19 protein-coding genes are annotated in these 23,151 nt (G+C 58.1%); 15 read left to right on the plus strand and 4 right to left on the minus strand.

The features are described 5' to 3' along the window. Positions 1 to 236 precede the first annotated feature (236 nt). The 4 genes from DLM45_RS04055 to DLM45_RS04070 all read left to right on the plus strand — a co-directional run bounded on the left by DLM45_RS04055 (position 237) and on the right by DLM45_RS04070 (position 5,441). Positions 237 to 1,241, plus strand: a complete 1,005-nt coding sequence (locus DLM45_RS04055) for a sulfate ABC transporter substrate-binding protein (RefSeq protein ID WP_181335704.1) — start codon at positions 237 to 239, stop codon at positions 1,239 to 1,241. A 36-nt stretch (positions 1,242 to 1,277) separates the two neighbouring features. Beyond that, entirely contained in the window at positions 1,278 to 2,246 is a 969-nt protein-coding gene (epsC, locus tag DLM45_RS04060; protein ID WP_181335705.1) for a serine O-acetyltransferase EpsC, read from the plus strand. A 92-nt stretch (positions 2,247 to 2,338) separates the two neighbouring features. Then, positions 2,339 to 3,250, plus strand: a complete 912-nt coding sequence (locus DLM45_RS04065) for a family 2A encapsulin nanocompartment shell protein (protein ID WP_181335706.1) — start codon at positions 2,339 to 2,341, stop codon at positions 3,248 to 3,250. Then, positions 3,237 to 5,441, plus strand: a complete 2,205-nt coding sequence (locus DLM45_RS04070; protein WP_181335707.1) for a family 2A encapsulin nanocompartment cargo protein cysteine desulfurase — start codon at positions 3,237 to 3,239, stop codon at positions 5,439 to 5,441. The genes DLM45_RS04065 and DLM45_RS04070 overlap by 14 nt, the downstream gene beginning before the upstream one ends. 57 nt (positions 5,442 to 5,498) lie before the next feature. On the opposite strand, the gene DLM45_RS04075 is transcribed toward DLM45_RS04070, so the two are convergent. Further along, complete coding sequence (locus DLM45_RS04075; RefSeq protein WP_181338176.1) at positions 5,499 to 7,052, minus strand: winged helix-turn-helix domain-containing protein; 1,554 nt, start codon at positions 7,050 to 7,052, stop codon at positions 5,499 to 5,501. Between the two features lie 198 nt (positions 7,053 to 7,250). Here DLM45_RS04075 and DLM45_RS04080 point away from each other — a divergent pair, with 198 nt between their 5' ends. The 4 genes from DLM45_RS04080 to DLM45_RS04095 are packed head-to-tail and all read left to right on the plus strand — an operon-like array spanning position 7,251 to position 10,334. Further along, on the plus strand, positions 7,251 to 8,006 hold the full coding sequence (locus DLM45_RS04080; RefSeq protein WP_181335708.1) for an SDR family oxidoreductase: 756 nt from the start codon (positions 7,251 to 7,253) through the stop codon (positions 8,004 to 8,006). Between the two features lie 27 nt (positions 8,007 to 8,033). Next, positions 8,034 to 8,504 carry a hypothetical protein gene (locus DLM45_RS04085; protein WP_246317146.1) on the plus strand — a complete coding sequence of 157 codons (471 nt, stop codon included), beginning with the start codon at positions 8,034 to 8,036 and terminating at the stop codon, positions 8,502 to 8,504. A 1-nt stretch (position 8,505) separates the two neighbouring features. Then, a complete protein-coding gene (locus DLM45_RS04090; protein ID WP_181335709.1) occupies positions 8,506 to 9,444 on the plus strand; it encodes an MBL fold metallo-hydrolase in 939 nt (312 codons plus the stop codon). Positions 9,445 to 9,503: 59 nt separating this feature from the next. Beyond that, positions 9,504 to 10,334 carry an alpha/beta fold hydrolase gene (locus DLM45_RS04095; RefSeq protein ID WP_181335710.1) on the plus strand — a complete coding sequence of 277 codons (831 nt, stop codon included), beginning with the start codon at positions 9,504 to 9,506 and terminating at the stop codon, positions 10,332 to 10,334. A 111-nt stretch (positions 10,335 to 10,445) separates the two neighbouring features. On the opposite strand, the gene DLM45_RS04100 is transcribed toward DLM45_RS04095, so the two are convergent. Continuing rightward, a complete protein-coding gene (locus DLM45_RS04100; protein WP_210269789.1) occupies positions 10,446 to 11,018 on the minus strand; it encodes a hypothetical protein in 573 nt (190 codons plus the stop codon). A 538-nt stretch (positions 11,019 to 11,556) separates the two neighbouring features. On the opposite strand from DLM45_RS04100, the gene DLM45_RS04105 reads away from it, so the two are divergent. The 3 genes from DLM45_RS04105 (at position 11,557) to DLM45_RS04115 (ending at position 14,832) form a co-directional block, all read left to right on the plus strand. After that, positions 11,557 to 11,964, plus strand: a complete 408-nt coding sequence (locus tag DLM45_RS04105; RefSeq protein ID WP_181335712.1) for a DUF2946 family protein — start codon at positions 11,557 to 11,559, stop codon at positions 11,962 to 11,964. Positions 11,965 to 12,026: 62 nt separating this feature from the next. Next, positions 12,027 to 14,330, plus strand: a complete 2,304-nt coding sequence (locus DLM45_RS04110) for a TonB-dependent receptor family protein (protein ID WP_181335713.1) — start codon at positions 12,027 to 12,029, stop codon at positions 14,328 to 14,330. Between the two features lie 43 nt (positions 14,331 to 14,373). After that, a complete protein-coding gene (locus DLM45_RS04115) occupies positions 14,374 to 14,832 on the plus strand; it encodes a copper uptake system-associated protein (protein WP_181335714.1) in 459 nt (152 codons plus the stop codon). Between the two features lie 102 nt (positions 14,833 to 14,934). Here DLM45_RS04115 and DLM45_RS04120 read toward each other — a convergent pair whose 3' ends face one another. Beyond that, entirely contained in the window at positions 14,935 to 16,242 is a 1,308-nt protein-coding gene (locus tag DLM45_RS04120) for a phytoene desaturase family protein (protein ID WP_181335715.1), read from the minus strand. An 87-nt stretch (positions 16,243 to 16,329) separates the two neighbouring features. Between DLM45_RS04120 and DLM45_RS04125 the strand changes: the two genes are divergently transcribed. The 4 genes from DLM45_RS04125 (at position 16,330) to DLM45_RS04140 (ending at position 21,892) form a co-directional block, all read left to right on the plus strand. Continuing rightward, positions 16,330 to 16,818 carry an RrF2 family transcriptional regulator gene (locus tag DLM45_RS04125; RefSeq protein WP_181335716.1) on the plus strand — a complete coding sequence of 163 codons (489 nt, stop codon included), beginning with the start codon at positions 16,330 to 16,332 and terminating at the stop codon, positions 16,816 to 16,818. 146 nt (positions 16,819 to 16,964) lie between these two features. Further along, positions 16,965 to 17,495, plus strand: coding sequence for an RrF2 family transcriptional regulator (locus DLM45_RS04130; protein WP_181335717.1), 531 nt, complete (start codon positions 16,965 to 16,967; stop codon positions 17,493 to 17,495). A 165-nt stretch (positions 17,496 to 17,660) separates the two neighbouring features. Continuing rightward, entirely contained in the window at positions 17,661 to 18,707 is a 1,047-nt protein-coding gene (locus DLM45_RS04135; protein WP_210269790.1) for an efflux RND transporter periplasmic adaptor subunit, read from the plus strand. After that, positions 18,704 to 21,892, plus strand: coding sequence for an efflux RND transporter permease subunit (locus tag DLM45_RS04140; protein WP_181335718.1), 3,189 nt, complete (start codon positions 18,704 to 18,706; stop codon positions 21,890 to 21,892). The genes DLM45_RS04135 and DLM45_RS04140 overlap by 4 nt, the downstream gene beginning before the upstream one ends. 50 nt (positions 21,893 to 21,942) lie before the next feature. Here DLM45_RS04140 and DLM45_RS04145 read toward each other — a convergent pair whose 3' ends face one another. Then, entirely contained in the window at positions 21,943 to 23,151 is a 1,209-nt protein-coding gene (locus tag DLM45_RS04145) for an acyl-CoA dehydrogenase family protein (RefSeq protein ID WP_181335719.1), read from the minus strand.

Genomic DNA, 23,151 nt, shown 5'->3' on the forward strand with positions numbered 1-23,151 from the left:
ACATGTTTCACAGGTTGCGGGTGTTCGTTTGCGATCAATGAGGCATTGTTTTACTTTGGGCGGCGGAGGATTTCCTAGTTTTACGATCGCGCTAAATGCATCTCACGCCTCTGGATCTGTAGCGATCCGCGTAGACCGCTGATGCGTCGCTTCTAAGCTTCCCATTTTTTCTTGGTTTGAAGATTTGAGGGGTTTTGAAAAGCTCTGGCGATCGAAACTTACGAATGGAAATCCATATGATCGCCCGACGTCTTGTCGCTCGCTTCGGTTTGGCCGCGGCAGTTGTTTCTTTGCTTCCGTACACCGCCGCGGCGCAGACGGTCATTCTCAATGCGTCCTACGACGTTTCTCGAGAGCTTTACAAAGAGATCGACCCGGCATTCGTGGCCGCCTGGAAAAATCAGACTGGCGAAAACGTCGAGGTCAAACAATCTCACGGCGGCTCGACCAAGCAAGCTCAGGCTGTGGATCAGGGGCTGGACGCCGACGTCGTCACGCTCAATCAAGCGACAGATTTAGACTTTCTCGCAAAGAAGGGATTGATCGACAGCGAGTGGCGGAAGCAATTTCCGAACAACGCGGCACCCTACACGACGACGAGCGTCTTTCTCGTAAGGAAAGGCAATCCCAAGAATATCAAGGATTGGGATGATCTCATTAGAAGCGGTGTGTCGGTCGTCATTCCGAACCCGAAAACGTCCGGAAACGGTCGCTACAGTTATTTGGCGGCGTGGGGCTACGCAAAGCGAAAACTCGGCACCGACGATAAAGCACAAGATTTCGTCTCCAAACTATTCGCCAACGTGCCGGTGTTCGATGGCGGCGGTCGCGGCGCGACGACTACATTCACGCAGCGCGGAATTGGCGATGTACTCGTATCATTCGAGAACGAAGCTGCCCTCATCAAGTCCGAAATTGACGGAAGCAATTTCGACATCGTCTATCCGTCGCTGAGCATCGAAGCTGCGCCGCCGGTTGCTGTCGTCCAAAAGGTTGCCAAGGCAAGAAAGACCGAGGCGCTGGCGAAGGGATTCCTTGATTTTCTGTATTCGGACGAAGCTCAGAAGATCATCGCGAAACATCACTTCCGTCCGCAAAACGCTGAGATTCTCAGCGCGTCGGGGCTGCCGCAGATCGAAACATTCAACGCCGAAACCGAGATCGGGCCATGGTCGGCAATTCAGGCCACCCATTTCGCTGACGGCGGCATCTACGATCAGATCACAACGACACGGCACTAATCACTGGATCATCAAGAGACAATTGCGGATACGAACATGCGTGAGGGTTTTACAGCCAGCATTCAGAGAAGCGGTGCCGCCGAGCGGATCGAAGCGTCGCCGTGGGATATTGAAGCGATCGTATCGCAATTGCGCGATGCTCGCCGTCGAAGCCATCGGGTCGTCTCTGCGGGTAACCGCAGCGCGCCGATCCCGTCTCCCGAGTTGCTGCAACAGGTCGTCAACAGGATTTATGCATCTCTCTTTCCGCGGCACGCGGGCGCGGTCGATCACAGCGAAGATGGCCTGACGTACTTCATTGGTAGCACGTTGAACGAAGCGTTGGCTCTTTTGGCCGAACAGATCCGCCGCGAGCATGGCTTTGTGGATTACGCGCGCATCAGCGGGACTCACGTTCACCAGCCTGCGGAAAAGATCGTCGAGATCTTTGCGGATCGTCTCCCGGGCATCTACGAGCTTCTCGAAAGCGATATTCATGCCGCGTACAGCGGAGACCCTTCGGCGCGAAGCACTGAAGAGGTTCTGCTCAGTTTTCCGGGTGTGAAGGCGATCATTTATCATCGGATCGCGCACGCGCTGCATTCACTTGGCGCGCCGGTTGTTGCTCGCATCATTGCGGCGCTCGCACACTCGCAAACGGGTATCGATATTCATCCGGGTGCGCAAATCGGCGGAAGCTTCTTCATCGATCACGGTACCGGCGTCGTAATAGGCGAGACTGTTATCGTCGGCGAGCGCGTCCGCATCTATCAAGCGGTGACGCTTGGTGCGAAGCGGTTTTCGGTTGATGAGCAAGGCGCACTCGTCAAAGGCGAGCCGCGACATCCGATCGTCGAAGATGACGTCGTCATCTATGCGGGCGCGACGATACTCGGACGGATCACCATCGGGCACGGATCATCGATCGGCGGCAATGTATGGCTGACCCGCAGCGTGCCGCCGCTCAGCACGATCATTCAAGCCCAGGTTCGCAGTGAGACGTTCGATCACGGCGCCGGGATCTGATTCCAATATAACGTCGTTGACGAGTTTCTTCCGCCGCAGATAAGCAAATCTGCGGAATTCAATACTCTAATTAAATCGATAATAGGTAATCCATGGCAGACGAAGTTCAAACGGCATTAGGTGATATCGCCGCCCGGCAATTAGCCAATGCGACAAAGACCGTACCGCAGATGTCGAGCATCACTCCTCGGTGGCTCGTCCATTTCCTGAGCTGGGTTCCGGTCGAAGCTGGCATCTATCGCGTCAATAAAGTGAAGGACGCCGACAGCGTTGAAGTGGCGTGTTCGTTGCGCGACGAGCGAATCTTGCCGCAGACTTTCGTCGATTACGTCGACAATCCCCGCGAATATCTGCTGAGCGCCGTGCAAACGGTTCTCGATATTCATACGCGCGTATCAGATCTTTACAGCGTTCCGCATAACCAGATCAAAGAACAGCTTCGGCTGACGATTGAAACGGTGAAGGAACGGCAGGAAAGTGAGCTGCTGAATAATAAAGAATACGGCATTATTCCGAATGCGGCGTCGTCTCAGAAAGTCAAGACGCGCTCGGGCGCTCCAACGCCGGATGATCTCGACGAACTCATCTCAAGAGTCTGGAAAGAGCCCGCATTCTTCCTTGCGCATCCGCTGGCAATCGCCGCTTTCGGTCGCGAATGCACACGCCGCGGTGTTCCTCCGCCGACGATCAATTTGTTCGGTTCGCCGTTTCTCACGTGGCGCGGAATTCCTTTGGTTCCGTCCGACAAGCTCGACGTAAAGGCCGGCAAGACCAACATTCTGCTGATCCGAACGGGTGAAGCGAAGCAGGGTGTCGTCGGACTTTTCCAACCTGGATTGCCAGGCGAGTTATCGAAAGGCCTGTCGGTCCGTTTCATGGGCATCAATGATCAGGCCATCGCATCTTATCTCGTCTCTCTCTACTGCTCGCTTGCCATCCTCACGGATGACGCTGTCGGTGTACTGGAGAACGTGGATGTGACCAAGTACCATGCCTACAGCTGACATCGGACAGAACAACAGCCTCGACGGACTTGCAGCGGCGGCGCTCGGACATGGGCCGACCGCTCAAGCTCCCTCGGGATTGCCGGATGTGGCGACTTTGACGAAGCTCGCGAACGAATTGTTCGCGGCACTTCCCGGGCAATCGCCGTCTTATCCCTCCGGACCGTCTCTTGGCGGAGTCGGCGCATTTCCTGTCGGCGTCGGAGGGAGTGCTGCTCCTCATGCTGCCGCCGCAGTCGGATTGCCAACGCCGTCGTCCGTCGGGCTATCGCCGATTAATGCGTCGCTGCCCGATCAAGGCGTTCTCGTCGGATTGCTTGGAGGTGGTGTTCCGTCACTGCCGTCAGCGGATCGGTATGGATCTTCGCTTTCTGGCGTCGGCGCGTCTCCTTACATTGATGCGGGGCACGTTGCGCCGGAGTTGTTGCCCGCTTCCGCCGGACCCGGAAACGTTCCTTCCGCTGGCTTCCCGACTTCTGTGTCGCCACGAGAGACGACGTCGCTTGACCTTACAATCATCGACAGTTTGCTGGGCACACCGAGCGGCTCTCTTCCTTCCAGCGTGGATGCCGGGCCATCCCTTTCCGGCCACGGCGGGTCGCGCGGCGCGACGGCTCATTCGGAATCCGCGCACCCTGTAACCGCCCTGCCCGGCGTGGATCGCGCTTCTCCTCCGCAAGCGCCAGCAACAACGCCGCCACCGCAATTGCTCAACGATCATACTGGGATTGAAACGCCGCGCTCGAGCGGATCTGCATCGAATTATGATCGCATCGCTGTTCCATTCGAGGCGGAACTGAAGTCGCTTCTCGCGCCGCTTGCCGCCGACCCTATTTCCGCGCTGATGGGCGATGCTGGCTCGCGCTTCTATTTTCTCAATGACGTTACAGCGGCTGGCGAGCCAACGCAGTCGACGATTTCCGGCCCGCAGACGCATACGCTTGGAAGCGGCCGTGGCTTCGACGTTCATGCGGTAAGGCGCGATTTTCCGATCCTCGACGAGACTGTAAATGGACGTCCGCTGATCTGGTTCGACAACGCCGCTACGACGCAGAAGCCGAAGGCCGTGATCGAACGCCTGAAATACTTCTACGAACATGAGAACTCGAACATCCATCGAGCAGCGCACGAACTCGCAGCGCGCGCGACCGATGCCTACGAAGGCGCGCGGAACAAAATCGCCCGCTTCCTGAATGCTGGATCCGTGGACGAGATCATCTTCACACGCGGCGCAACGGAAGCCATCAATCTCGTTGCAGCTACGTTCGGCCGCCAGCACGTTGGGCCCGGCGATGAGATCGTCATTACGAATCTCGAACACCACGCGAATATCGTTCCTTGGCAGCAGCTGTGCCTGGAAAAAGGCGCGAAGCTTCGCGTCGCTCCGGTGGATGATTGCGGCGCCCTTCTCCTCGATGAGTTCGGCAAGCTTCTCAACGCTCGCACCAAGATCGTCGCGGTTACGCAGGTGTCGAATGCACTTGGCACGATCACGCCCGTGAAAACGATCGTCGATATGGCTCACCGCGTCGGTGCGCGCGTTCTCATCGATGGCGCACAGTCGGTCTCACATATGAAAGTCGATGTGCAAGATCTCGACGCGGACTTCTTCGTTTTCTCCGGTCACAAGATTTTTGCGCCAACGGGCATCGGCGTCGTCTATGGCAAAAAAGATCTCATGGACACGCTGCCGCCTTATCAGACAGGCGGCAACATGATCCGCGACGTGACATTCGAGCGAAGTGAATTTCACACGTCTCCGCAACGCTTCGAGGCAGGCACCGGCAACATCGCGGACGCCGTCGGACTCGGCGCGGCGATCGATTACGTCGAACGGATCGGCCTTCACAACATCGCTGAATACGAGCACCAGCTTCTGGTTTATGCGACGAACCGGCTGAAAGAAATTCCCGGCCTTCGCATCATCGGAACTGCGCCGGAAAAGGCGAGCGTCATCTCTCTGACGCTTCACGGCATACCGAGCGAAAAGATCGGATCGCACCTCAATCGATATGGGATCGCAGTTCGCTCCGGCCACCATTGCGCGCAGCCGATCTTGCGTCGCTTCGGGCAGGAAACGACCGTTCGTCCGTCCTTCGCGTTCTACAATACGCGCGAAGAAATCGACGTCCTTGTCAGCGCACTCAATGACATCCAAGCGGAAACGACGATTTCGTCCATTTCGGCATAGATCAAATTTTGAACGGTTGTCTGCCGCCGTCGCCTAATTGGGGTGTCTCGCTCTCGGTCACTCCGCAAGCCCTGCTTTCCGCAGGCCATCTGCAAATACCGCAATGTGCTCGGGACGGCTGATTGGGAGCCAGTCGGCTATGTTCGAAACGCGCAGCGAAGGATTGAGCCTCTGCACGTCCTCAATTGCTCTGCGCGCGTCCTCTTGCCGGCCGCTAAGCGCTCGCGTCGAAGCAAGCAGCGCCACGACCATGAGGAAGCTCGGCAGATTTCGGTACGACCGTTCGGCCCACACTGACGCTTCCTCTATCCGGCCGGCAAATAGATGCGCCATCGCGATGCCCCCTTGCATGCGGTAGAGTTCGGGATCGACGGGGCTCAACCGCATGGCCCGCTCGAAATGCTCGATGGCGCTCTCACATTCGCCGTGCCACGTTCTGAGAAAACCGCCCAGGAACCATGCCGATGCGAGGTTGGGGTTGAGGAATATCGCCCGGTCGAGCAGCGCGATTCCCGTATCGAGATCGCGGGTGAAGTGGGCAAGCGCGTGGCCGCCGCGCGTCAAGGCTACCGCGTCGTCGCGACCGAGTTCAACAGCGCGTTGCGCCATGCGAAGACCTTCTGACTCGTCCTTATCAAGGTCGGTCGACCATCCATTGACCTTGCGCCAGAAATAGCACCAAGCGGCCATGGCGTGCGCCGACGCGGATTCTACGTCGATCTCTATCGTGCGCTTGAAAAACGTAATCGCTTCTCCGATGGCTTCCTCGTCTCCCCGATGCATCTGCGCGAGGCCTCGCAGATAGCAATCATAGGCCGTCGCGCAGCGCGTTGGATTGCGTTTTGCACGCTCGATCTCGGCGAGTTCCACTTGCGGAGCAATGGCTCCGACGACGCTCGCGGAAATCTCATCCTGTAGCGCAAAGATATTTTCGAGCTGCCCTTCAAATCGCTCGGCCCAGAGATGCGTGCCGGTTGAAGCGTCGATGAGCTGACCCGTAATGCGAACGAGATCGCCAACCTTGCGCAAGCTGCCTTCCAACACATAACCCACGCCAAGTTCGCGACCGACTTGCTTCAGGTCGACGTCACGATCCCGGTACGTGAAGCTCGAATTGCGCGCGATGACGAACAGCCAGCGGACGCGCGACAGCGCGGTGATGATTTCCTCCACGACGCCGTCCGCGAAATACGCCTGATCCGGATCGCCGCTCAAATTCTGAAACGGTAAGACGGCTATCGACGGCTTGGTTGCCTCCAGCGACAAGATAGAAGCATCAGTCGACAGCCGTTCGGGATTCTGTGCTTCGCTAACGTCGGCGACAAAGCGGAAGCCTTTTCGCGGGACGGTACGAACCAGAAGCTGTTCCTCTCCGCTGTCGCCGATGGCCTTGCGAACTGCATTTATGTGACTGGTGAGCGTTGATTCCGAGACAATACGCCCGCCCCACACAGATTCGATCATATGATCCTTGCTCACTACGCGGTCGCGGTTTTGAACCAGATAGAGGAGCAGATCGAAAACCTGCGGCCCGACGCTGACGGCTTGCGAGGCTCGGGTGAGCTCGCGTCGTTCCTCGTCGAGCACGCAGTCTGCGAAAAGAAATTGCACCTGAAGCTCCGTCAACCGGCCCTGCGGGAGAGAGCCACCGTCGTCGGCCCAGCGCTGTCCCATGCCTTGGCCAGCTCTTTGGACGATATTCCAAGATAAACTAAAGGGCATTTGGAGGTTTTCACAAAGCCTTTCCTCCGTCGACGGGGCAATTCCAACCACGCGCACCGAGTGCGGTGCTCAAGTTGGAGATGTGTCATGAAAATTGTCGTCATTGGAGGCAGCGGCCTTATCGGCTCGAAGGTCGTTAATTTGCTCCGTGCCAAGGGCCACGACGTTCTGGCGGCGTCGCCGAACAGCGGGGTTAACACGATTACGCGGGAGGGACTGGCCGCAGCGCTTGCTGGCGCCAGCGTTGTCGTTGATGTGGCGAATTCTCCGTCATTCGAAGACAAAGCCGTGCTCGAGTTTTTCGAGACCGCCGGACATAACTTGCTTGCGGCTGAGGCCGCAGCGGGCGTGCGCCATCACGTGGCGCTCTCGGTCGTCGGCGCCGATCGCCTTCCCGACAGCGGTTATTTGCGGGCAAAGGTCGCGCAAGAGCGGCTGATCGAGCACTCCAAAATTCCTTACACGATCGTGCGCTCGACCCAGTTTTTCGAATTCGTCGGCGCAATCGCTCAGTCTGCCGTCCAGGGCAACACGATCCGGTTGTCGCCTGCGCTTCTGCAGCCTATCGCGTCCGACGATGTGGCTTCAGCCGTAGCTGAGATTGCGTTGGGCAAGCCGAGAAACGGCATCGTCGAGCTGGCGGGACCGGAGAAGATCCCACTCGACTCCCTCGTGCGGCAGCATCTCGCGCAGGTGAGTGATCGTCGGGAAATTATCGCGGACATTCATGCCCGCTACTTCGGGACCGAACTCGACGATAAATCGTTGACCCCAGGAGCTGCACCGATACTCGGCTCGATCCGCTTTGCCGATTGGCTACGCCAATTACCGGTAACCGCTTGATCCCTTCATCACGCGGGAGACATCGTCATGCTCAAAACCACTTGCATCGCCGCAGCGTTTTTGCTCGGCATCCTTGCCATTGCTAATGGCGTCTTCATGCTCATCGATCCGGAGCACTGGTATTCAATCGTACCCGGTGTGACGACGACCGGACCATTCAACCAACATTTCGTCCGCGATATCGGGCTGATCTTCCTGCTTCTCGGCGGCGCTTTTTTGCTCGGCGCCGCGCGGGCCGACCTGCGGGTGCCGTTTTGGGGAACCGCGTCGATCTGGCTATCAGGCCACGCCCTTTTTCATTTCTGGGAAGTCGCAGTTGGCATTTGTGGGCCCTCGGCCCTGGCGCGCGACTTCCCGGCGGTGACACTTCCGGCCGTCATCGGCCTCGCCATCACAGCATGGGCTGTCGCTGATAACGCCGCTGGCCGAACGGGCATGAACGTCGCGACGACCCGTGACCAACACAGCCACTCAACTCAGAGCTACGGAGATCTGTAGAATGTTGAATGTAGAGAAACGCCAAAGTTCGAACGACTCCGCGCGCCCCGCGCGATCTGGCCTCGATGAACTGGTCCCCTCGCGCTACGCAGTGCGGATTGGCGAGATCGATGTGCTGGTCATCAGCGACGGCGTGCTTCCGCTGCCAACAGCTATGTTGGGACACAACGCCGACCCCGCTGCCCGCGCGGCTTGGCTGCGCGATATGTACTTACCGTCCGACGCATTCGACTGGGCTCTCAATGCTGTCGTGGTGCGCAGCGCCGATCAGACCATCCTCGTCGATGCCGGACTAGGGCTTGACCCAGACTTGCACTTACCGCGCGCCGGACAGTTGATCAAGCGCCTGGAGACTGCCGGCATCGATCTGGGATCAGTGACCGACGTTGTACTCACTCACATGCACATGGACCACGTGGGTGGGCTGCTGGTGGAAGGCGTGAAAGAGCGCCTGCGCCCAGACTTGCGAATTCATGTGGCCGCTGCCGAGGTCAAATTCTGGCAATCTCCCGACTTCTCCAAAACCAACATGCCTGCCGGATTTCCCGATGCACTCAGGTCGGCTGCGAAGAAATTCGTGCAGCTGTACCGCAACAATCTGCAACCGTTCGATGAGGAGCACGAGGTGGCGCCTGGGGTCCGCGTCTACCGCACCGGCGGCCACACTCCTGGGCATAGCGTGGTCCGCTTGGCATCGGGTCCCGACAAGTTAACGTTCGCTGGCGATGCAATATTCGCGGTCGGATTCGAGCAACCCAACTGGTACAATGGCTTCGAGCACGACCCTGAAGAAGCTGCTCGCGTCCGTGTTCGACTTTTGCGAGAGCTCGCCAAAACCGGCGAAATGCTGGTGGCCACTCACTTGCCGTTCCCGTCTGTCGGGCACGTCGCGATCAATGGCGACGCGTACCGGTGGGTCCCCGCCTTCTGGGACTATTGAGCGTCCGACCTCGCCACGTCTCGATGCATTCTCGAACGCAAAGCACAGGAGCACCTTCGATGAGCACCATCACCACCAAGGACGGCGTCCAGATCTTCTACAAGGATTGGGGGCCGAAGACTGCGCAACCCATCGTCTTCCATCACGGCTGGCCACTCAGCGCCGACGACTGGGATACGCAAATGCTGTACTTCCTCGGCAAGGGCTTTCGCGTCATCGCGCACGACCGACGCGGTCACGGCCGTTCCAGTCAAGTCAGCGACGGCCACGACATGGATCACTACGCTGCGGATGCAGCGGCTGTCGTCGAGCATCTCGACCTGCGTAATTGCATTCACGTCGGACATTCGACTGGCGGAGGCGAGGCGACGCGCTACGTCGCGCGTCATGGCAAAGTACGCGTAGCGAAGCTGGTGATCATCGGTGCGGTGCCGCCGATCATGGTCAAGACCGCCACCAGCCCCAACGGCCTGCCGATCGAAGTTTTCGACGGGTTGCGCCAACAGTTGGCGGCCAACCGCTCGCGGTTCTATCTCGAATTCGCTGGCGGCCCCTTCTACGGTTACAACCGGCCCGGTGCGAAGCCTTCGGAGGCGGTTATCCGGAACTGGTGGCGCCAGGCCATGATGGGTGGTGCCAAAGCTCAGTACGACGGTATCAAGGCGTTCTCGGAGACGGACTTCACCGAAGACCTCAAGGTGATCGATGTGCCGACGCTCGTCATGCATGGCGACGACGACCAGATCGTTCCGATCGCGAACTCGGCGCCGCTGTCGGCGAAGCTTCTGAAAAGCAGCACTTTGAAAATCTACGAGCACCTACCGCATGGCATGTGCACAACAGACGCCGATGTGATCAATCCCGATCTTCTCAAATTCATCACGACCTAGTCCGCACTTGTCGGCGTAAAGCTCAGGTCATTTGCACGTCTGTCGATTTTTCCACTGGCCGCGTTCTTGAGGACGGCGCGCGGCCAGTGATACACGATCATACTTGTCGCTTTAATGAGCCCCACTGTCGAGCTTCTGAGTGCATTCAACTAGTGCCGGCGCCTCGCCCTTCGAAACAGGGATATCTACCGGCACATGGGCTCCGCTTGCCGTGCGACCGTAATCGAGGTGAACACTTCCGGTCTTGCCTATGGCCGCCGTGGCACCCTTGAATCCTTCCGATGTCATCTCGCCACAAAAATCGTTCTTGTCATCGCAGCCGAGTTTCGCCGCGTCGTAGGGATGGCCCTCAGCATCGAATAGCGAAACAGTATCGACCTTGAACCGCTCGAGACCACCAGAAGCGACGTCAAACCCAACAAGTTTGAAGCGCGTGAGTGGGCGACCGTCGTCAGCCAAAACCAGATTGATGCTGCCCGTAACGACGCTCAATTCCCCGCTTCTATAAATATCGTCCTTCACCGAGGTCATAAACTCAATGGTGCAGGCGATGAGCTTGTCTTGAGATTTAACCTGATTGACTTTCACCTGAGGCTCTAAAAATCCCTCATGCGCGAAAGCGGTCTCTGCACAGATTGCGCAGAGAAATGAAGCGAGAACTGCCGCCCCAGCCAATATACGCATTGATTTTTTCTCTTTCGACTTGAGTTGCGTCCAGCTTATTTCCGGAAACAAAAAAGCGGCTATCCGTTTTAATCCCGTGCTCGATGCGATGCCTTGAGGCTACCGGCAACCACAAGTCACTCAATTGGATCGGGCGACTGCATATACTCAACGACTAGCTTCGCGTGAATACGTATATGGCGCGCTCCATGGTGCTCGCTGTCAATGCCGGCTCGACGGGCCGGTGCGAGGGATGGCTTAGCGGGCTGCGGCCGAAAGCGTCGCTCGATCCTCCGGCGTTGCGGAACACGTTCCGTCACTTCTTCTGCCATAGAGAGAGTCAAAGAATTTTATCTGAAGCGTAAGGAAAGCCGAAAGAAGGTAGTTCTACGTAGTTACTTTGAACGGTGCGGCTCGCAGTCTCGGCAAACGGCTTGTTGCAGTATTGCTACGTCTGCTGAATGTTTGTCCGGCATTCGGCTTAATGAGCTTGCGGCGCGTCGGATGTATTTCCTAGCCTCAAGGAAGCATCTGTTGGTGCGATGAGGTCTCAGACGGAATGTCGATCTGCGCAAATGCAGGCGGAGCGCGGCGCGCGGGAGGGTGGATTGTCCGCCTCCTGGCGATTGCGTTTGCCTTGCGATCGCTGGTCCCCGTCGGCTTCATGCCCGACGTCGCCGCCGCCCAGGATGGAAACTTCCGAGTCATCATCTGCACCGTGCACGGCATGGTGGCGGTCGAGGTGGATGAAACCGGCAAAATCGTGCCGGGTAAAACCGATGCCAAGACCGGCCAGCAATGTACGTTCAGCGTCCTTGGAACGCTGCTGCTGCCGACGCTTGATGGCGGCGTAATACTGTCCGTTCGACGTGTCATTGCTGCAGAGCTTCCGATGCTTGCGGTCGATCTGCCGCCCGTACGCGCCGGGCCTCAGCTTGGGTCCCGCGGTCCCCCAACAATCTCCTGAACGCCGGAATCCACCGGGTGCGGACGTCTGCGCCCGAATTCGATCTTTCAGGAGTTTTAGCAATGTCATCACGAATTCGCCGTCACCCGGCGATCATATCCGTATGTGCGGTTTCTGTTGTGGCACTCGCTGCATTTGTCACGAATGCGCGCGCTCAGGAGGCCGATGTTTCGGCGCAGGCCGATCCAATCGAGGCGCCCGGCGCGACTTTGCCCGCGGTCGAGGTCGTACAGAAAAAGAAGTCACCTTCATCCACGCAAAAAGCCCGCAAACCGCGTGTAGCAGCGAAGGAAGGGCAGCAGAGCATTTCGGCCGGCTCTCCGGTGCCGATGGCGCCCGATGAGGACGCCAATCAAGCCGCTATGAGCGATGGTCCACGCCAGGCCAGCGGAATCCCGGCGCAGCGTTCAGGCAGCTTATCGGTGCCGACGGTGGCCGAAGCCCGCGCTGAAATTCAGCAGACGCCGGGAGCGGTGGAAGTGGTGGCCGGAAGTGAATTCCAGCGCTCGACTCCTGCCGTCACGATCAAGGATGCGCTCAACTATGTGCCGGGCGTATTCGTCCAGCCGAAGTGGGGAGACGACACGCGCCTGTCGATCCGCGGCTCAAGTTTGTCGCGTAATTTTCATCTCCGTTCCATCCAACTCTACATGGACGGTATTCCGATAAACACGTCGGACGGTTACGGCGATTTTCAGGAAATCGATCCGAGCGCATACCGTTACCTTGAAGTCTACAAAGGCGGCAACGCCTTGCGCTTTGGCGCCAACTCGCTTGGCGGCGCGATCAACTTCGTGATGCCGACCGGTTATGACGCGGATTTGTTCGGAGCGCGCGTCGACATTGGCAGCTTTGGGTTCCACAAGCTCTCGGCAAGCTCCGGTGCGGTTTCCGGACCAGTCGATTATTTCATGGCCGGCACTTGGCAGGAAGCCGACGGGTTCCGACAGCATAGCGACGGCCACAGTGTTCGCGGCTCATTCAATATCGGCTACCGTTTGTCGTCGGATGTCGAGACGCGGTTCTATGTCAACGCCAACGAAGTTCGACAGCGCATTCCTGGAAGCGTTTCGCGCGAGAGCGCATTGACGACGCCGGAGACGGCAGCGGCAAACAACGTTAGTGGCGACTGGCAGCGGAATATCGACACTGTCAGGATCGCGAACAAAACTGCCGTCCGCATGGCGCCGGGTACGCTCTTGGAATTCGGTGCGTTCTACGTTGATCGCCACCTGATGCATCCGATCTATGAGTGGCTCGATTATCAATACAACGACTACGGCGGGTTTGCCCGCCTGACCGACACCAGCCGAATTGCTGGGCATGAAAACCGTCTCGTCGTCGGCGCCAATCTGCTCAATGGAGCGATTGATACGCGGCAGTATCAGAATATCGGCGGAAAGAAAGGGAATCTGACGACCGATTCCAACGATCTGGCGCAGAATTTCTCTGCATATATCGAGGATCATTTCTACATCCTACCGAGCGTCGCACTTGTCGGCGGCACGCAGTTCCTACATGCGACACGCACCCGGCATGATCTCTTTCTGTCGAATGGCGATCAATCCGGACGTACGGAATTCAATCTGTGGAGCCCGAAAGGCGGCATTCTCTGGAATCTCGATCGATCGTCTCAGGTGTTCGCGAACATCTCTCGCAGCGCGGAAGTTCCGAGCTTCGGAGAGTCCATTTCCGGAATGGCAGGACCGGTCACCCCATTCACGGAAATCCGTGCACAGCGCGCGACGACGTACGAGATCGGCACGCGCGGTGATTACGAAGATTATTCTTGGGATTTCACCGCCTATCGAGCCGAAATCAAGAACGAGCTACAATGTCTCTACAGCGCGTTCGGAAACTGTAACGTGTCGAATGCCGATCGGACGGTTCACCAGGGACTTGAGATTGGCGGCAGCGCGGTGCTGGCGAAAGGCATATTCGCGAAAGGGTACACACCGGACAAGCTTTGGCTGCGCGCAGCCTACACGCTCAACGACTTCTATTTCGACAATGATGCCAAGTTCGGGAACAACACATTGCCGGGTGCTCCACGGCACATGCTGAATGCCGAACTGCTTTATAAGCATCCGAGTGGGGTCTACTTCGGCCCGACGACGGAAGTGGTGCCGGAGGCTTATTTCGCCGATAGCGCCAACACGCTGACGACTTCAGCTTACGCGATCTGGGGCCTCAAGCTCGGATTTGATAATAACGGCCCGATCACGGCTTACATCGAGGGCCGCAATTTATCCGACGAAGCTTACATCGCGAGCACGAGCATCATTGACCGCGCGAAATACGACTCGCCGCTATTCGAGCCGGGCACAGGTCGCGCCGTCTATGCTGGCGTTCAGGTTAAGTGGTGAGGTGCCAAGAATGACGCGCACGTACTCACATCCGCGGAGGAGGATGGTTTCTTTCTCCGCCATCGGCGCATTATTGTTCGCGGGCTTTGCCATTGGCGTATCTGGGGGACTGGAAGCCCGAGCTGATAATCAGTCGAGTGACGAAGACCAAATCTCGCTTCTCATCAAGACGACGTGGGAGAAACCCGATCAGCCGATGTCGGTTGCGCCGATTGTGGTCAGCGGGACCTATGCCGTCGCGGGATGGTCTGAGAAAGCTCGCGGTGGCCGCGCTCTTCTAAAAAACGGCGATGGCCGATGGCGTGTTATCCTGTGTGCGGGTGATGGGATCCGCACGGCGCCCGGATTGGTGGCGGCTGGGATCCCCGCAGAAACGGCGGAAGCGCTCGCGACGCAAATCGCCCAGCGTGAGGCCGAGCTTCCGCCAGATCAGGTGGCGAAATTCTCGCTGTTCGAAGGTGTAGTTGATATGGGCGGCGGAGAGCATCACCACCCCCATTGATACTTTCCAGGATTTGCCGCGCTAGAACCGTGCGGCCTTTCCTGGATCACTTAAAATTGTGAAGGGTGATGGCGTCTACTCAGACGCTGACACCCTTCGCAATTACCGAGCAGCTTCAGAAGCGTTTGTATTGAGAGCGGGCTTTCGCCTAGCAGGCTCGGTCGCAGACAGAAATTCAATTGTCATGCGCGCGGCGCGTATGGCGCTGGCAGCCGCAGCATCGGCGAGCATGCCTTCACTGCCAACCCAGTCGCCAGAAATGAATATCCCTTTCGCGTCGGTGACGACCACATCAGGACGGGGACGATCCGCCCGTGGCAATCCGTGCATAACCGTCATGCCCCTCAGTTGCTGGCGCGCGACTTCCTCAATGCGCCAACCCGGTAATACGAGATCGGCCACGCTCTCCAGTTCTTGAGTTGCGTTGCTCCCCGGCCCTACGTTGATCGGAAGATACTTTGCCAAGTGGACGAGAGCGCCTCCGTCCGGAGCAAGGCTGGCGGCGCCAGAGTGGAGCGAAACATAGAACGGGACATCGATGCCGATGGCGAATTCATGAGCACCCAATGGCCATCGCTGAAGCGCAAGGTCGAGCGTGTTGACGCGCACGGACCTTGCTTCGTCCGCTTCCCGCCCCAAGCTGACAATTCCCGGCGCGAGACTCGCAGCGTCACGCGGTCCGATAGCTAAAATTGTTGCATCAGCCAGATGCTCGCTCCCATCGCGCAGCTTGAGCTGCGAAAATTCATCCGTTGACACCAAATGCATCGCTGCCGATTGGCGATTGATGCGCACGCCCGCACCGATCGCCGCGTCCGCTAGGGCCGCAACTAACGACGACCAACCGCGGTCCACATAGAGCGTGCCGCCTAGTCCGATCTTCATTTGCTCCAGCATCTTCGTTGCTGAAACAATCGCAGGAGCGTTTGCGTAGCTCTGCAGACGCGCCAGGGACTCGGCACCTTTCCGTACGGCTGGCGATAACAACTGCGCATCGAGCCATTCGGCATATGTTCCAGGACCGGTCGCGCCTTTGGCTATCGTTTTGAGCAGTCGCACAAAGGCAAGCTTATCGCGCATCCCGAACAATCGCGTGTACAGGAGCGATGTCATCGTGTCGGGAAGTTCATACAATTTTCCCTGCAGAATCGCCTTGCGCCCTCCTGACAGTGAAGCCGCTCCCGTGTAGCCGACTTTCAGTCGGTCCAGCTCTCGCTTGAATGCGCCGTTGCAATAGAGCGCGTGCGGACCCTGATTGAACCGAAACCCTTGCACTTCCCGCGTGCGAGCGCGGCCACCCAGTTCTGTCGCCTTCTCAAAAAGCGTCACTCTTAGTCCGCTTCGCGCCAATTCAATTGCGGCTATGAGGCCCGCGATCCCGCCGCCAACGATGTTCACATTACGCGTCATCTTGATATCTTACGCCTTCTCGGATATTTTTTGTCCGCTTTATATCGGATATTTCTTATCCGCAATAGGACAACTGGAACCAAGCATATGAAGATGAGCGATGGAGTTGAGTGGACGGCGCATGCGTGCGTTCTGCTCTCGGCGCTGCCCGCGGGCAGAGGTTTGCCAGCGAACGCGTTGGCCGAGTTCCACGCTTTGCCACCAGCCTACATGGCCAAGCACATGCAAGCGCTTGCTCGCGCGGGGATCGTCGATTCGATTAAGGGACCGACTGGCGGATACCGTCTTGCACGACCGGCAAGCGCGATCTCACTGTGGGACATCGTTTCGGCCATCGAAGGCGATGGGCGAGCGTTTCGATGCTCTGAAATTCGCCAACAGGGGCCATGTGGTGGAAATGCCGGCGACTTCCGCCGGCCATGCGGTATCCACGCGGTGTTCAACAGAGCAGAGACTGCGTGGCGGGCCGAACTCCGCGCTGTTTCAATCGGTGACCTCGCCGCCGCCGCTGTGGCCAGCACAACGGCTCGCAGACGCGATACACTCCAGCATTGGCTGACGGAGAAGCTAGCTTAAACGCCTCGACGGTCGTCTCTCACAATTATCGTCCTGCAGAGCAACTGCACCTGCTTCGACGAAGTGCGTCACTTTTCCCATAAACGCGGACTTGTTTAGTCTTAGTTCTTCTTGACGAAATAACTCGGACTGATATTATCCGCGTTATGGCACATATAACAACCAGCGTCGAATACGCGATCCACTGCCTGTTATGGCTTGCAGTTCGCGATGATCCCGCGATGAGCAGTCGAGACCTTGCCGAACTCCAGGGCGTCTCTCCGACCTTCCTCGCGAAGATTCTGCCCAAGCTTGAAAGGGCCGGAATAGTTTCGGCACATGAAGGTGTCCGCGGCGGTTATCGATTGGCGCGCCCACCTGCACAAATCACTTTCCTCGATATCGTCGACGCCATCGAAGGCGAGAAGCCGCTCTTTGATTGCCAAGAGGTGCGCCGGCGCTGCGCACTGTACGGCGACTGCCCTCCACGCTGGGCCTCAGGCGGTGTGTGCGCGATCCACGGCGTTATGCTGCAAGCAGAGAAGGCGATGCGCTTGAGCCTTGCATCTCAATCGCTCGGCGACATCGCAAAGCGGTTCAGCAGAATAGCTCCCGCGACGTTTTTCGATGAACTGGACGGCTGGGTCGACCAGCGAATGTCCGACAGAACTGTTCGCGGCAGTAAGGCGGACTCCTAATTAAACGGATTGTGAATCACAATGAGTATGCCTGTGTCGCATCTGAAGACATCGCTGTGCGATGGACGTTCGCGCCGGTTGGCCCGCGCCAAACGTATATCGGTCGCCTTCGTCTTAGCCTCTCTAGGTTTTGCATCCTCCTTGAGCGCAGCAGAGCCACAGGCAGTGAAGGTCGATGTTGCGCCAGTGCTTGCGAAGCTCGTTCGCCAGTGGGATTCTTTCCCCGGTCGCATTTCGGCTGTTGAGACCGTCGACATTCGACCACGGGTCAGCGGCTACATAGAGAAGATCTCTTACAGGGAAGGCTATGACGTTCGCCGCGGGGACGTGCTCGTCACAATCGATCCTCGTCCGTATCAGGCAGCATTGAACAGCGCGAAAGCGAGATTGGAACGGGTGCGCGCCGCGGTCTTGCTCTCCGATATTCGTCACAAAAGAGCGCAACAACTCCTTCCTAATAGGACGATTTCGGAAGACGAGGCAGAGTCGCGCCACGCGATTTATCTGCAAAGCAAAGCTGACGTTCTGGATGCCGAAGCCGCAGTTGAAATTGCAAAACTCAATCTTGAATTCACACAGGTTCGCGCTCCGATAGACGGCCGCGTCGGTCGCGCTGAGTTGACTGTCGGCAATCTGGCGATTGCGGACCGGTCGCTGCTAGCTACTGTCGTGTCGCAGGATCCCATCTACGTTGAATTTGATCCCGATGAAGATAGCTTCCTTCGCTACCGCGCACTCGCAACGCGACGTGGGATAGACGGTCTGCCGGTGCGCGTCGGCCTTGTTGGTGAAGCGGGCCATCCAAGCCGGGGCACGCTTTATTTTGTCGACAACAAAGTCAATTCGACAACCGGCACAATCCGTCTGCGCGCCAAGCTGCAGAACGCGGACAGGAAATTTACCCCTGGACTGTTTGCGCGCGTGGAGCTTGCGAATGCCGATGAAACGCAGGTTGTTCTCATCGACGACAAGGCCGTGTTGACGGATCAGGATCGCAAATACGTCTACGTGCTGGGCGCTGCGGGCACCGCTGAGCGCCGGGATGTTGTGTTAGGGCGTACAGCGGAAGGTCTCCGCGTCGTCGACAAGGGATTGTCGCGCGGCGACAGGGTGATCATTGGCGGCCTGCAACGGATCTACGCGTCCGGCACACCGGTCGATGCGTCGGAAGTGCCAATGGTTGACGCTACGCGCGTTGGGGCGAAGCTATGAATATCTCCGGCTTCTTCATCGATCGACCCATCTTTGCGATCGTCATCTCGATTGTGATTTTCTCGCTTGGCCTGATAGCCATTCCAATCTTGCCGGTCAGCGAATATCCCGAGGTGGTCCCTCCGAGCGTCGTCGTTCGAGCCACCTATCCTGGCGCAAACCCGAAGGAAACTGCAGAAACGGTTGCCGTGCCCTTGGAAGAGGCTATCAACGGCGTTGAAGGCATCATGTACATGAAGTCCGTCGCGGGGTCCGACGGAAGCCTGCAGATTGTTGTTACGTTTATGCCGGACGTTGATCCGGACACAGCTGCGGTGCGCGTGCAGAATAAGGTCGCTCAGGCGCTGAGCCGACTCCCCGAACAGGTTCGGCAGTTCGGCGTTACGACGCAGAAGCAGTCGCCCACCCCTCTGATGTACGTGAGCCTCTACTCTCCGGATAATACCTACGACACTCTCTATCTACGCAATTACCTCACGCTGAACGTCAAGGATGAGCTGTCTCGCATCGTCGGCATCGGTGACGTTGGTGTCTATGGCGCCGGTGATTACGCGATGCGTATCTGGCTCGACCCAAGCAAGGTCGCCGCGCGTGGCGTTACCGCCACCGACGTTCTGAATGCCGTGCGCGAACAAAACGTGCAGGTTTCGGCGGGGCAACTGGGTGCCGAGCCGTCGCCGCTGTCCACTGAGTTCCTACTCTCAATCAATGTTCGCGGCAGGCTGAAGACCGAGCAGGAATTCGGCGCCATCGTCATCAAGACGGGTGCTGACGGGGAAGTCGTACGCATTTCCGACGTCGCACGCGTCGAGCTGGGTGCAGGCGACTACACGATGCGCGTATTTCAAAACGACAAAAACGCGTCGACCGTGGGCATTTTCCTTTCGCCCGGGGCCAACGCGTTGGGCGTAGCAGACGCTGTGTATGCAAAGCTGGACGAACTCGCAAAGCAGTTCCCGCCGGGCGTGGTCTATCGTGCCGTGTGGGACCCAACCGTTTTCGTCCGTGAATCAATCCGCGCGGTGCAGCATACCCTCGTTGAAGCGGTATTTCTCGTCGTTCTCGTCGTCATTCTATTTCTGCAGACGTGGCGCGCATCGATCATTCCGCTGATTGCCGTGCCTGTCTCGGTGGTCGGCACATTCGCCTGCCTCTATATACTCGGCTATTCGATCAACACGCTGACGCTATTCGGGCTGGTTCTGGCCATAGGCATCGTCGTCGACGACGCTATTGTCGTTGTCGAAAACGTTGAACGCTACATCGAGCACGGCCTTTCGCCTCGTGAGGCGGCGCACAAGGCCATGCAAGAGGTATCCGGTCCGATCATAGCGATCGCCCTGGTGCTCTGCGCCGTATTTGTGCCGATGACGTTTCTCTCGGGCGTGACGGGACAATTCTACAAGCAGTTTGCGGTGACCATTGCCGTCTCTACCGTGATATCGGCGATCAACTCTTTGACGCTGTCTCCGGCACTCGCGGCCAAGCTTCTTAAATCGAATACGGAACCGAAAGACCGCCTGTCGCGCGCAATGGATTTTGCCTTTGGATGGTTTTTCCGATTGTTCAATCGTTTCTTCCAGCGTACCGCGCAGGGCTACCAGGACGTGGTGCGGCGGTCCTTCTCTCGGCGAGGCGCTGCGTTCGCTATCTATATTGCTCTGCTGGGAATGGCAGTCTTTCTGTTTCAGCTGGTGCCTGGTGGCTTCATACCCACCCAAGACAAGCTCTATCTTTTTTCCGGATCGAAGCTACCTGAGGGCTCTTCTCTGGCTCGCACCGCCGAGGTCGCGCAGAAAATGAATGAGCTTGCGGGCAGCATCGACGGTGTGGAGTTTGTGCCTGCGTATGCCGGACTGAATGCCTTGCAGTCAGTGAATACGCCGAACATAACGACGTCGTACGTCATTTTGAAACCGTTCGATCAGCGCGAGCGTACAGCCACCGAGATCAACGCAGAGCTCAATGCGAAGTTTGCGGGCATCAAGGAGGGATTCTCTTATGCCTTGCTGCCACCTCCTATCCAGGGTCTGGGCAACGGGTCTGGCTATTCGCTTTACCTGAAGGACCGAGGCGGACTTGGATACGGTGCGCTTCAGCACGCGCTCAATGCATTCCAGGCCGAGATCGCGCAAACGCCTGGGATGACTTATCCCGTCAGCTCGTATCAATCGAACATCCCGCAGTTGGAACTTCGGGTCGATCGCCTCAAGGCCAAAGCGCAAGGCGTGGAGCTGACGGATCTGTTCGATACGCTGCAGGTCTATCTCGGATCTGCGTACGTCAACGACTTCAACCAGTTCGGGCGCGTATATAGGGTGATGGTTCAGGCGGACGCTCCATTCCGTCAGACGGCGCAGGATATTAAGGAGCTTCGTACGCGCAACGTGCGCGGCGAGATGGTGCCCATTGGGTCAATCGTCTCCGTCGAACCGACCTACGGGCCGGATCCGGTCGTGCGATACAACGGCTATGCGGCTGCCGACGTCATCGGCGACGCGGATGCAAACGTTCTATCGTCGTCACAGGTCATCGATACAATTACCGAGATCGCCAAGCGCGTGCTGCCGCGTGGGATCGAAATGGAATGGACCGATCTCAGCTATCAACAAGTCAGCCAAAGCAATGCCGCCATCATCGTATTCCCTGTGGCGATCATGCTCGTGTTTCTGGTTCTCGCATCTCTGTACGAAAGCTGGACGTTGCCGCTGGCGGTTATCCTGATCATGCCGGTTTGTATTTGTTCGGCACTGACCGGCGTGTGGTTGGCCGGTGGCGATAACAACGTGTTCGTGCAGGTCGGCCTCGTCGTTCTGATGGGTCTTGCGTGTAAGAACGCTATTCTCATTGTCGAGTTTGCGCGCGAACTCGAGTTGCAGGGCAAAAGCACGATAGAGGCCGCGCTTGAAGCGTGCCTGCTTCGGTTGCGTCCGATCATTATGACATCCGTCGCATTTATCGCCGGATCGCTGCCGCTGCTGCTCAGCCAAGGCGCTGGCAGCGAGGTGCGTCACGCGACTGGCATCACCGTGTTTGCGGGCATGCTCGGAGTGACATTGTTCGGATTGTTCCTGACGCCGCTGTTTTACGTCGTGTTGAGATCCCCACGGCGGAAGAAAGTCTATCGGCAAGACACCGGAGATCTGCACCAGCTTTCCAAAGCGGCAAGCGAGCATGAGCGATGAGAGGGGCGTATAGACGTTCGTCGGCGGCGCTACCATGGCCGCCGTCGAGGCTACTTTCCGAGTAAGCGGTCGCTGATGATGCGGCGCTGGATTTCGCTGGTGCCCTCGAAGATCGTGGTGAGGCGTGCGTCGCGCCAGTAGCGCTCCACGCGGCGTTCGGTTGTGTATCCATTGCCGCCATGAAGTTGCATGGCTTGGTTGGTGACGCGCACGGCCATCTCCGTGGCCAAAAGCTTCACCTGCGCGCTTTCTGTTTCTGCGGGCTCGCCCGCGTCGAGCAGATGCGCGACCTGATGCCAATAGGCTCGCGCTTGCGCCACATCCGCCGCCATGTCGGCGAGCGCGAAACGAAGGGCTTGGAATTCCGCAAGCGCTTGTCCGAATTGCTCGCGCTCTTGCAGATAGGCCCATGTGTCTTCCAAAGCACCCTGCGCGACGCCGACTGCTCGCGCTGCCGTGTGTACGCGCGCGATGTTGAGGCCGCGCTGCACCGACGCAAATCCGCCCGCGTCCGCATCGGCGCCTTGGTCTCCATAGAGGCCTGTGAGGCGGTCGGCTTCCGGAACGCGAACGGCGTCGAGTTCGAGTTGGTACGTCATGAAGCCGTGATATCCGACCTTGTCGATCACGTGTCCGGTCATGCCCGCAGGAAACGTGCCCGGCTTTTTGACAACGAGAAATGGCTCTAAGCCCGCCGACCGCGGTTCTCCTTCTTTCGGATCTCGCGTGCGCGCCAGCACCTCAATGAAATCCGCGTGGAGCGCGAAGCCAGCCCACCGCTTTGTGCCGGTAAGAAGCCAGGTATCGCCGTCGCGGACAGCCCTCGTCTCAACTCCGGCAAGGTCCGATCCCGCCTCCGGCTCACTTAATGCGATTGAACCGATCCATTGACCGCGCGCAGATTTTTGCAGCAAGGCAGCGCGGCGATCCGGATCAAGCGTCTGCGTGCCTAATCCTTGTCCGCGCGCAAGAATGCTGCCGACGGACAACCACGCGCGCGCGAGTTCTTCCGAGACGAGGCAATATTCGAATATGCCGAGGCCAAGGCCGCCGCTGTCTTCCGGGATCGTTATTCCGAACCAGCCCTTCTGTCCGATGGCATCTATCAATGAGCGGGGCATCTCGCCCTTTTTGGGATCAAGCTCATCGGCGATAGGCAGAACCGTCTCACGCGCGAATGCACGGGCGTCAGCTTGCAAAGCGACACGCTTTTCCGTGCGCCAAGGTGACAAGAGCTCGGGTGGGCTCGCCTGCATCAT

This window comes from Hyphomicrobium methylovorum, assembly GCF_013626205.1.
Classification (GTDB): Bacteria; Pseudomonadota; Alphaproteobacteria; order Rhizobiales; family Hyphomicrobiaceae; genus Hyphomicrobium_B; species Hyphomicrobium_B methylovorum.

What these genes read in the sequence shown, in the direction of transcription:
- DLM45_RS04130 (WP_181335717.1), top strand. Translation starts at nt 16,965, where the DNA reads ATGGCACATATAACAACCAGCGTCGAATACGCGATCCACTGCCTGTTA.
- DLM45_RS04095 (WP_181335710.1), top strand. Translation starts at nt 9,504, where the DNA reads ATGAGCACCATCACCACCAAGGACGGCGTCCAGATCTTCTACAAGGAT.
- DLM45_RS04070 (WP_181335707.1), top strand. Translation starts at nt 3,237, where the DNA reads ATGCCTACAGCTGACATCGGACAGAACAACAGCCTCGACGGACTTGCA.
- DLM45_RS04065 (WP_181335706.1), top strand. Translation starts at nt 2,339, where the DNA reads ATGGCAGACGAAGTTCAAACGGCATTAGGTGATATCGCCGCCCGGCAA.
- DLM45_RS04085 (WP_246317146.1), top strand. Translation starts at nt 8,034, where the DNA reads ATGCTCAAAACCACTTGCATCGCCGCAGCGTTTTTGCTCGGCATCCTT.
- DLM45_RS04110 (WP_181335713.1), top strand. Translation starts at nt 12,027, where the DNA reads ATGTCATCACGAATTCGCCGTCACCCGGCGATCATATCCGTATGTGCG.
- DLM45_RS04120 (WP_181335715.1), bottom strand. Translation starts at nt 16,242, where the DNA reads ATGACGCGTAATGTGAACATCGTTGGCGGCGGGATCGCGGGCCTCATA.
- DLM45_RS04115 (WP_181335714.1), top strand. Translation starts at nt 14,374, where the DNA reads ATGGTTTCTTTCTCCGCCATCGGCGCATTATTGTTCGCGGGCTTTGCC.
- epsC (WP_181335705.1), top strand. Translation starts at nt 1,278, where the DNA reads ATGCGTGAGGGTTTTACAGCCAGCATTCAGAGAAGCGGTGCCGCCGAG.
- DLM45_RS04125 (WP_181335716.1), top strand. Translation starts at nt 16,330, where the DNA reads ATGAAGATGAGCGATGGAGTTGAGTGGACGGCGCATGCGTGCGTTCTG.
- DLM45_RS04080 (WP_181335708.1), top strand. Translation starts at nt 7,251, where the DNA reads ATGAAAATTGTCGTCATTGGAGGCAGCGGCCTTATCGGCTCGAAGGTC.
- DLM45_RS04055 (WP_181335704.1), top strand. Translation starts at nt 237, where the DNA reads ATGATCGCCCGACGTCTTGTCGCTCGCTTCGGTTTGGCCGCGGCAGTT.
- DLM45_RS04100 (WP_210269789.1), bottom strand. Translation starts at nt 11,018, where the DNA reads ATGCGTATATTGGCTGGGGCGGCAGTTCTCGCTTCATTTCTCTGCGCA.
- DLM45_RS04090 (WP_181335709.1), top strand. Translation starts at nt 8,506, where the DNA reads ATGTTGAATGTAGAGAAACGCCAAAGTTCGAACGACTCCGCGCGCCCC.
- DLM45_RS04140 (WP_181335718.1), top strand. Translation starts at nt 18,704, where the DNA reads ATGAATATCTCCGGCTTCTTCATCGATCGACCCATCTTTGCGATCGTC.
- DLM45_RS04105 (WP_181335712.1), top strand. Translation starts at nt 11,557, where the DNA reads ATGTCGATCTGCGCAAATGCAGGCGGAGCGCGGCGCGCGGGAGGGTGG.
- DLM45_RS04145 (WP_181335719.1), bottom strand. Translation starts at nt 23,151, where the DNA reads ATGATGCAGGCGAGCCCACCCGAGCTCTTGTCACCTTGGCGCACGGAA.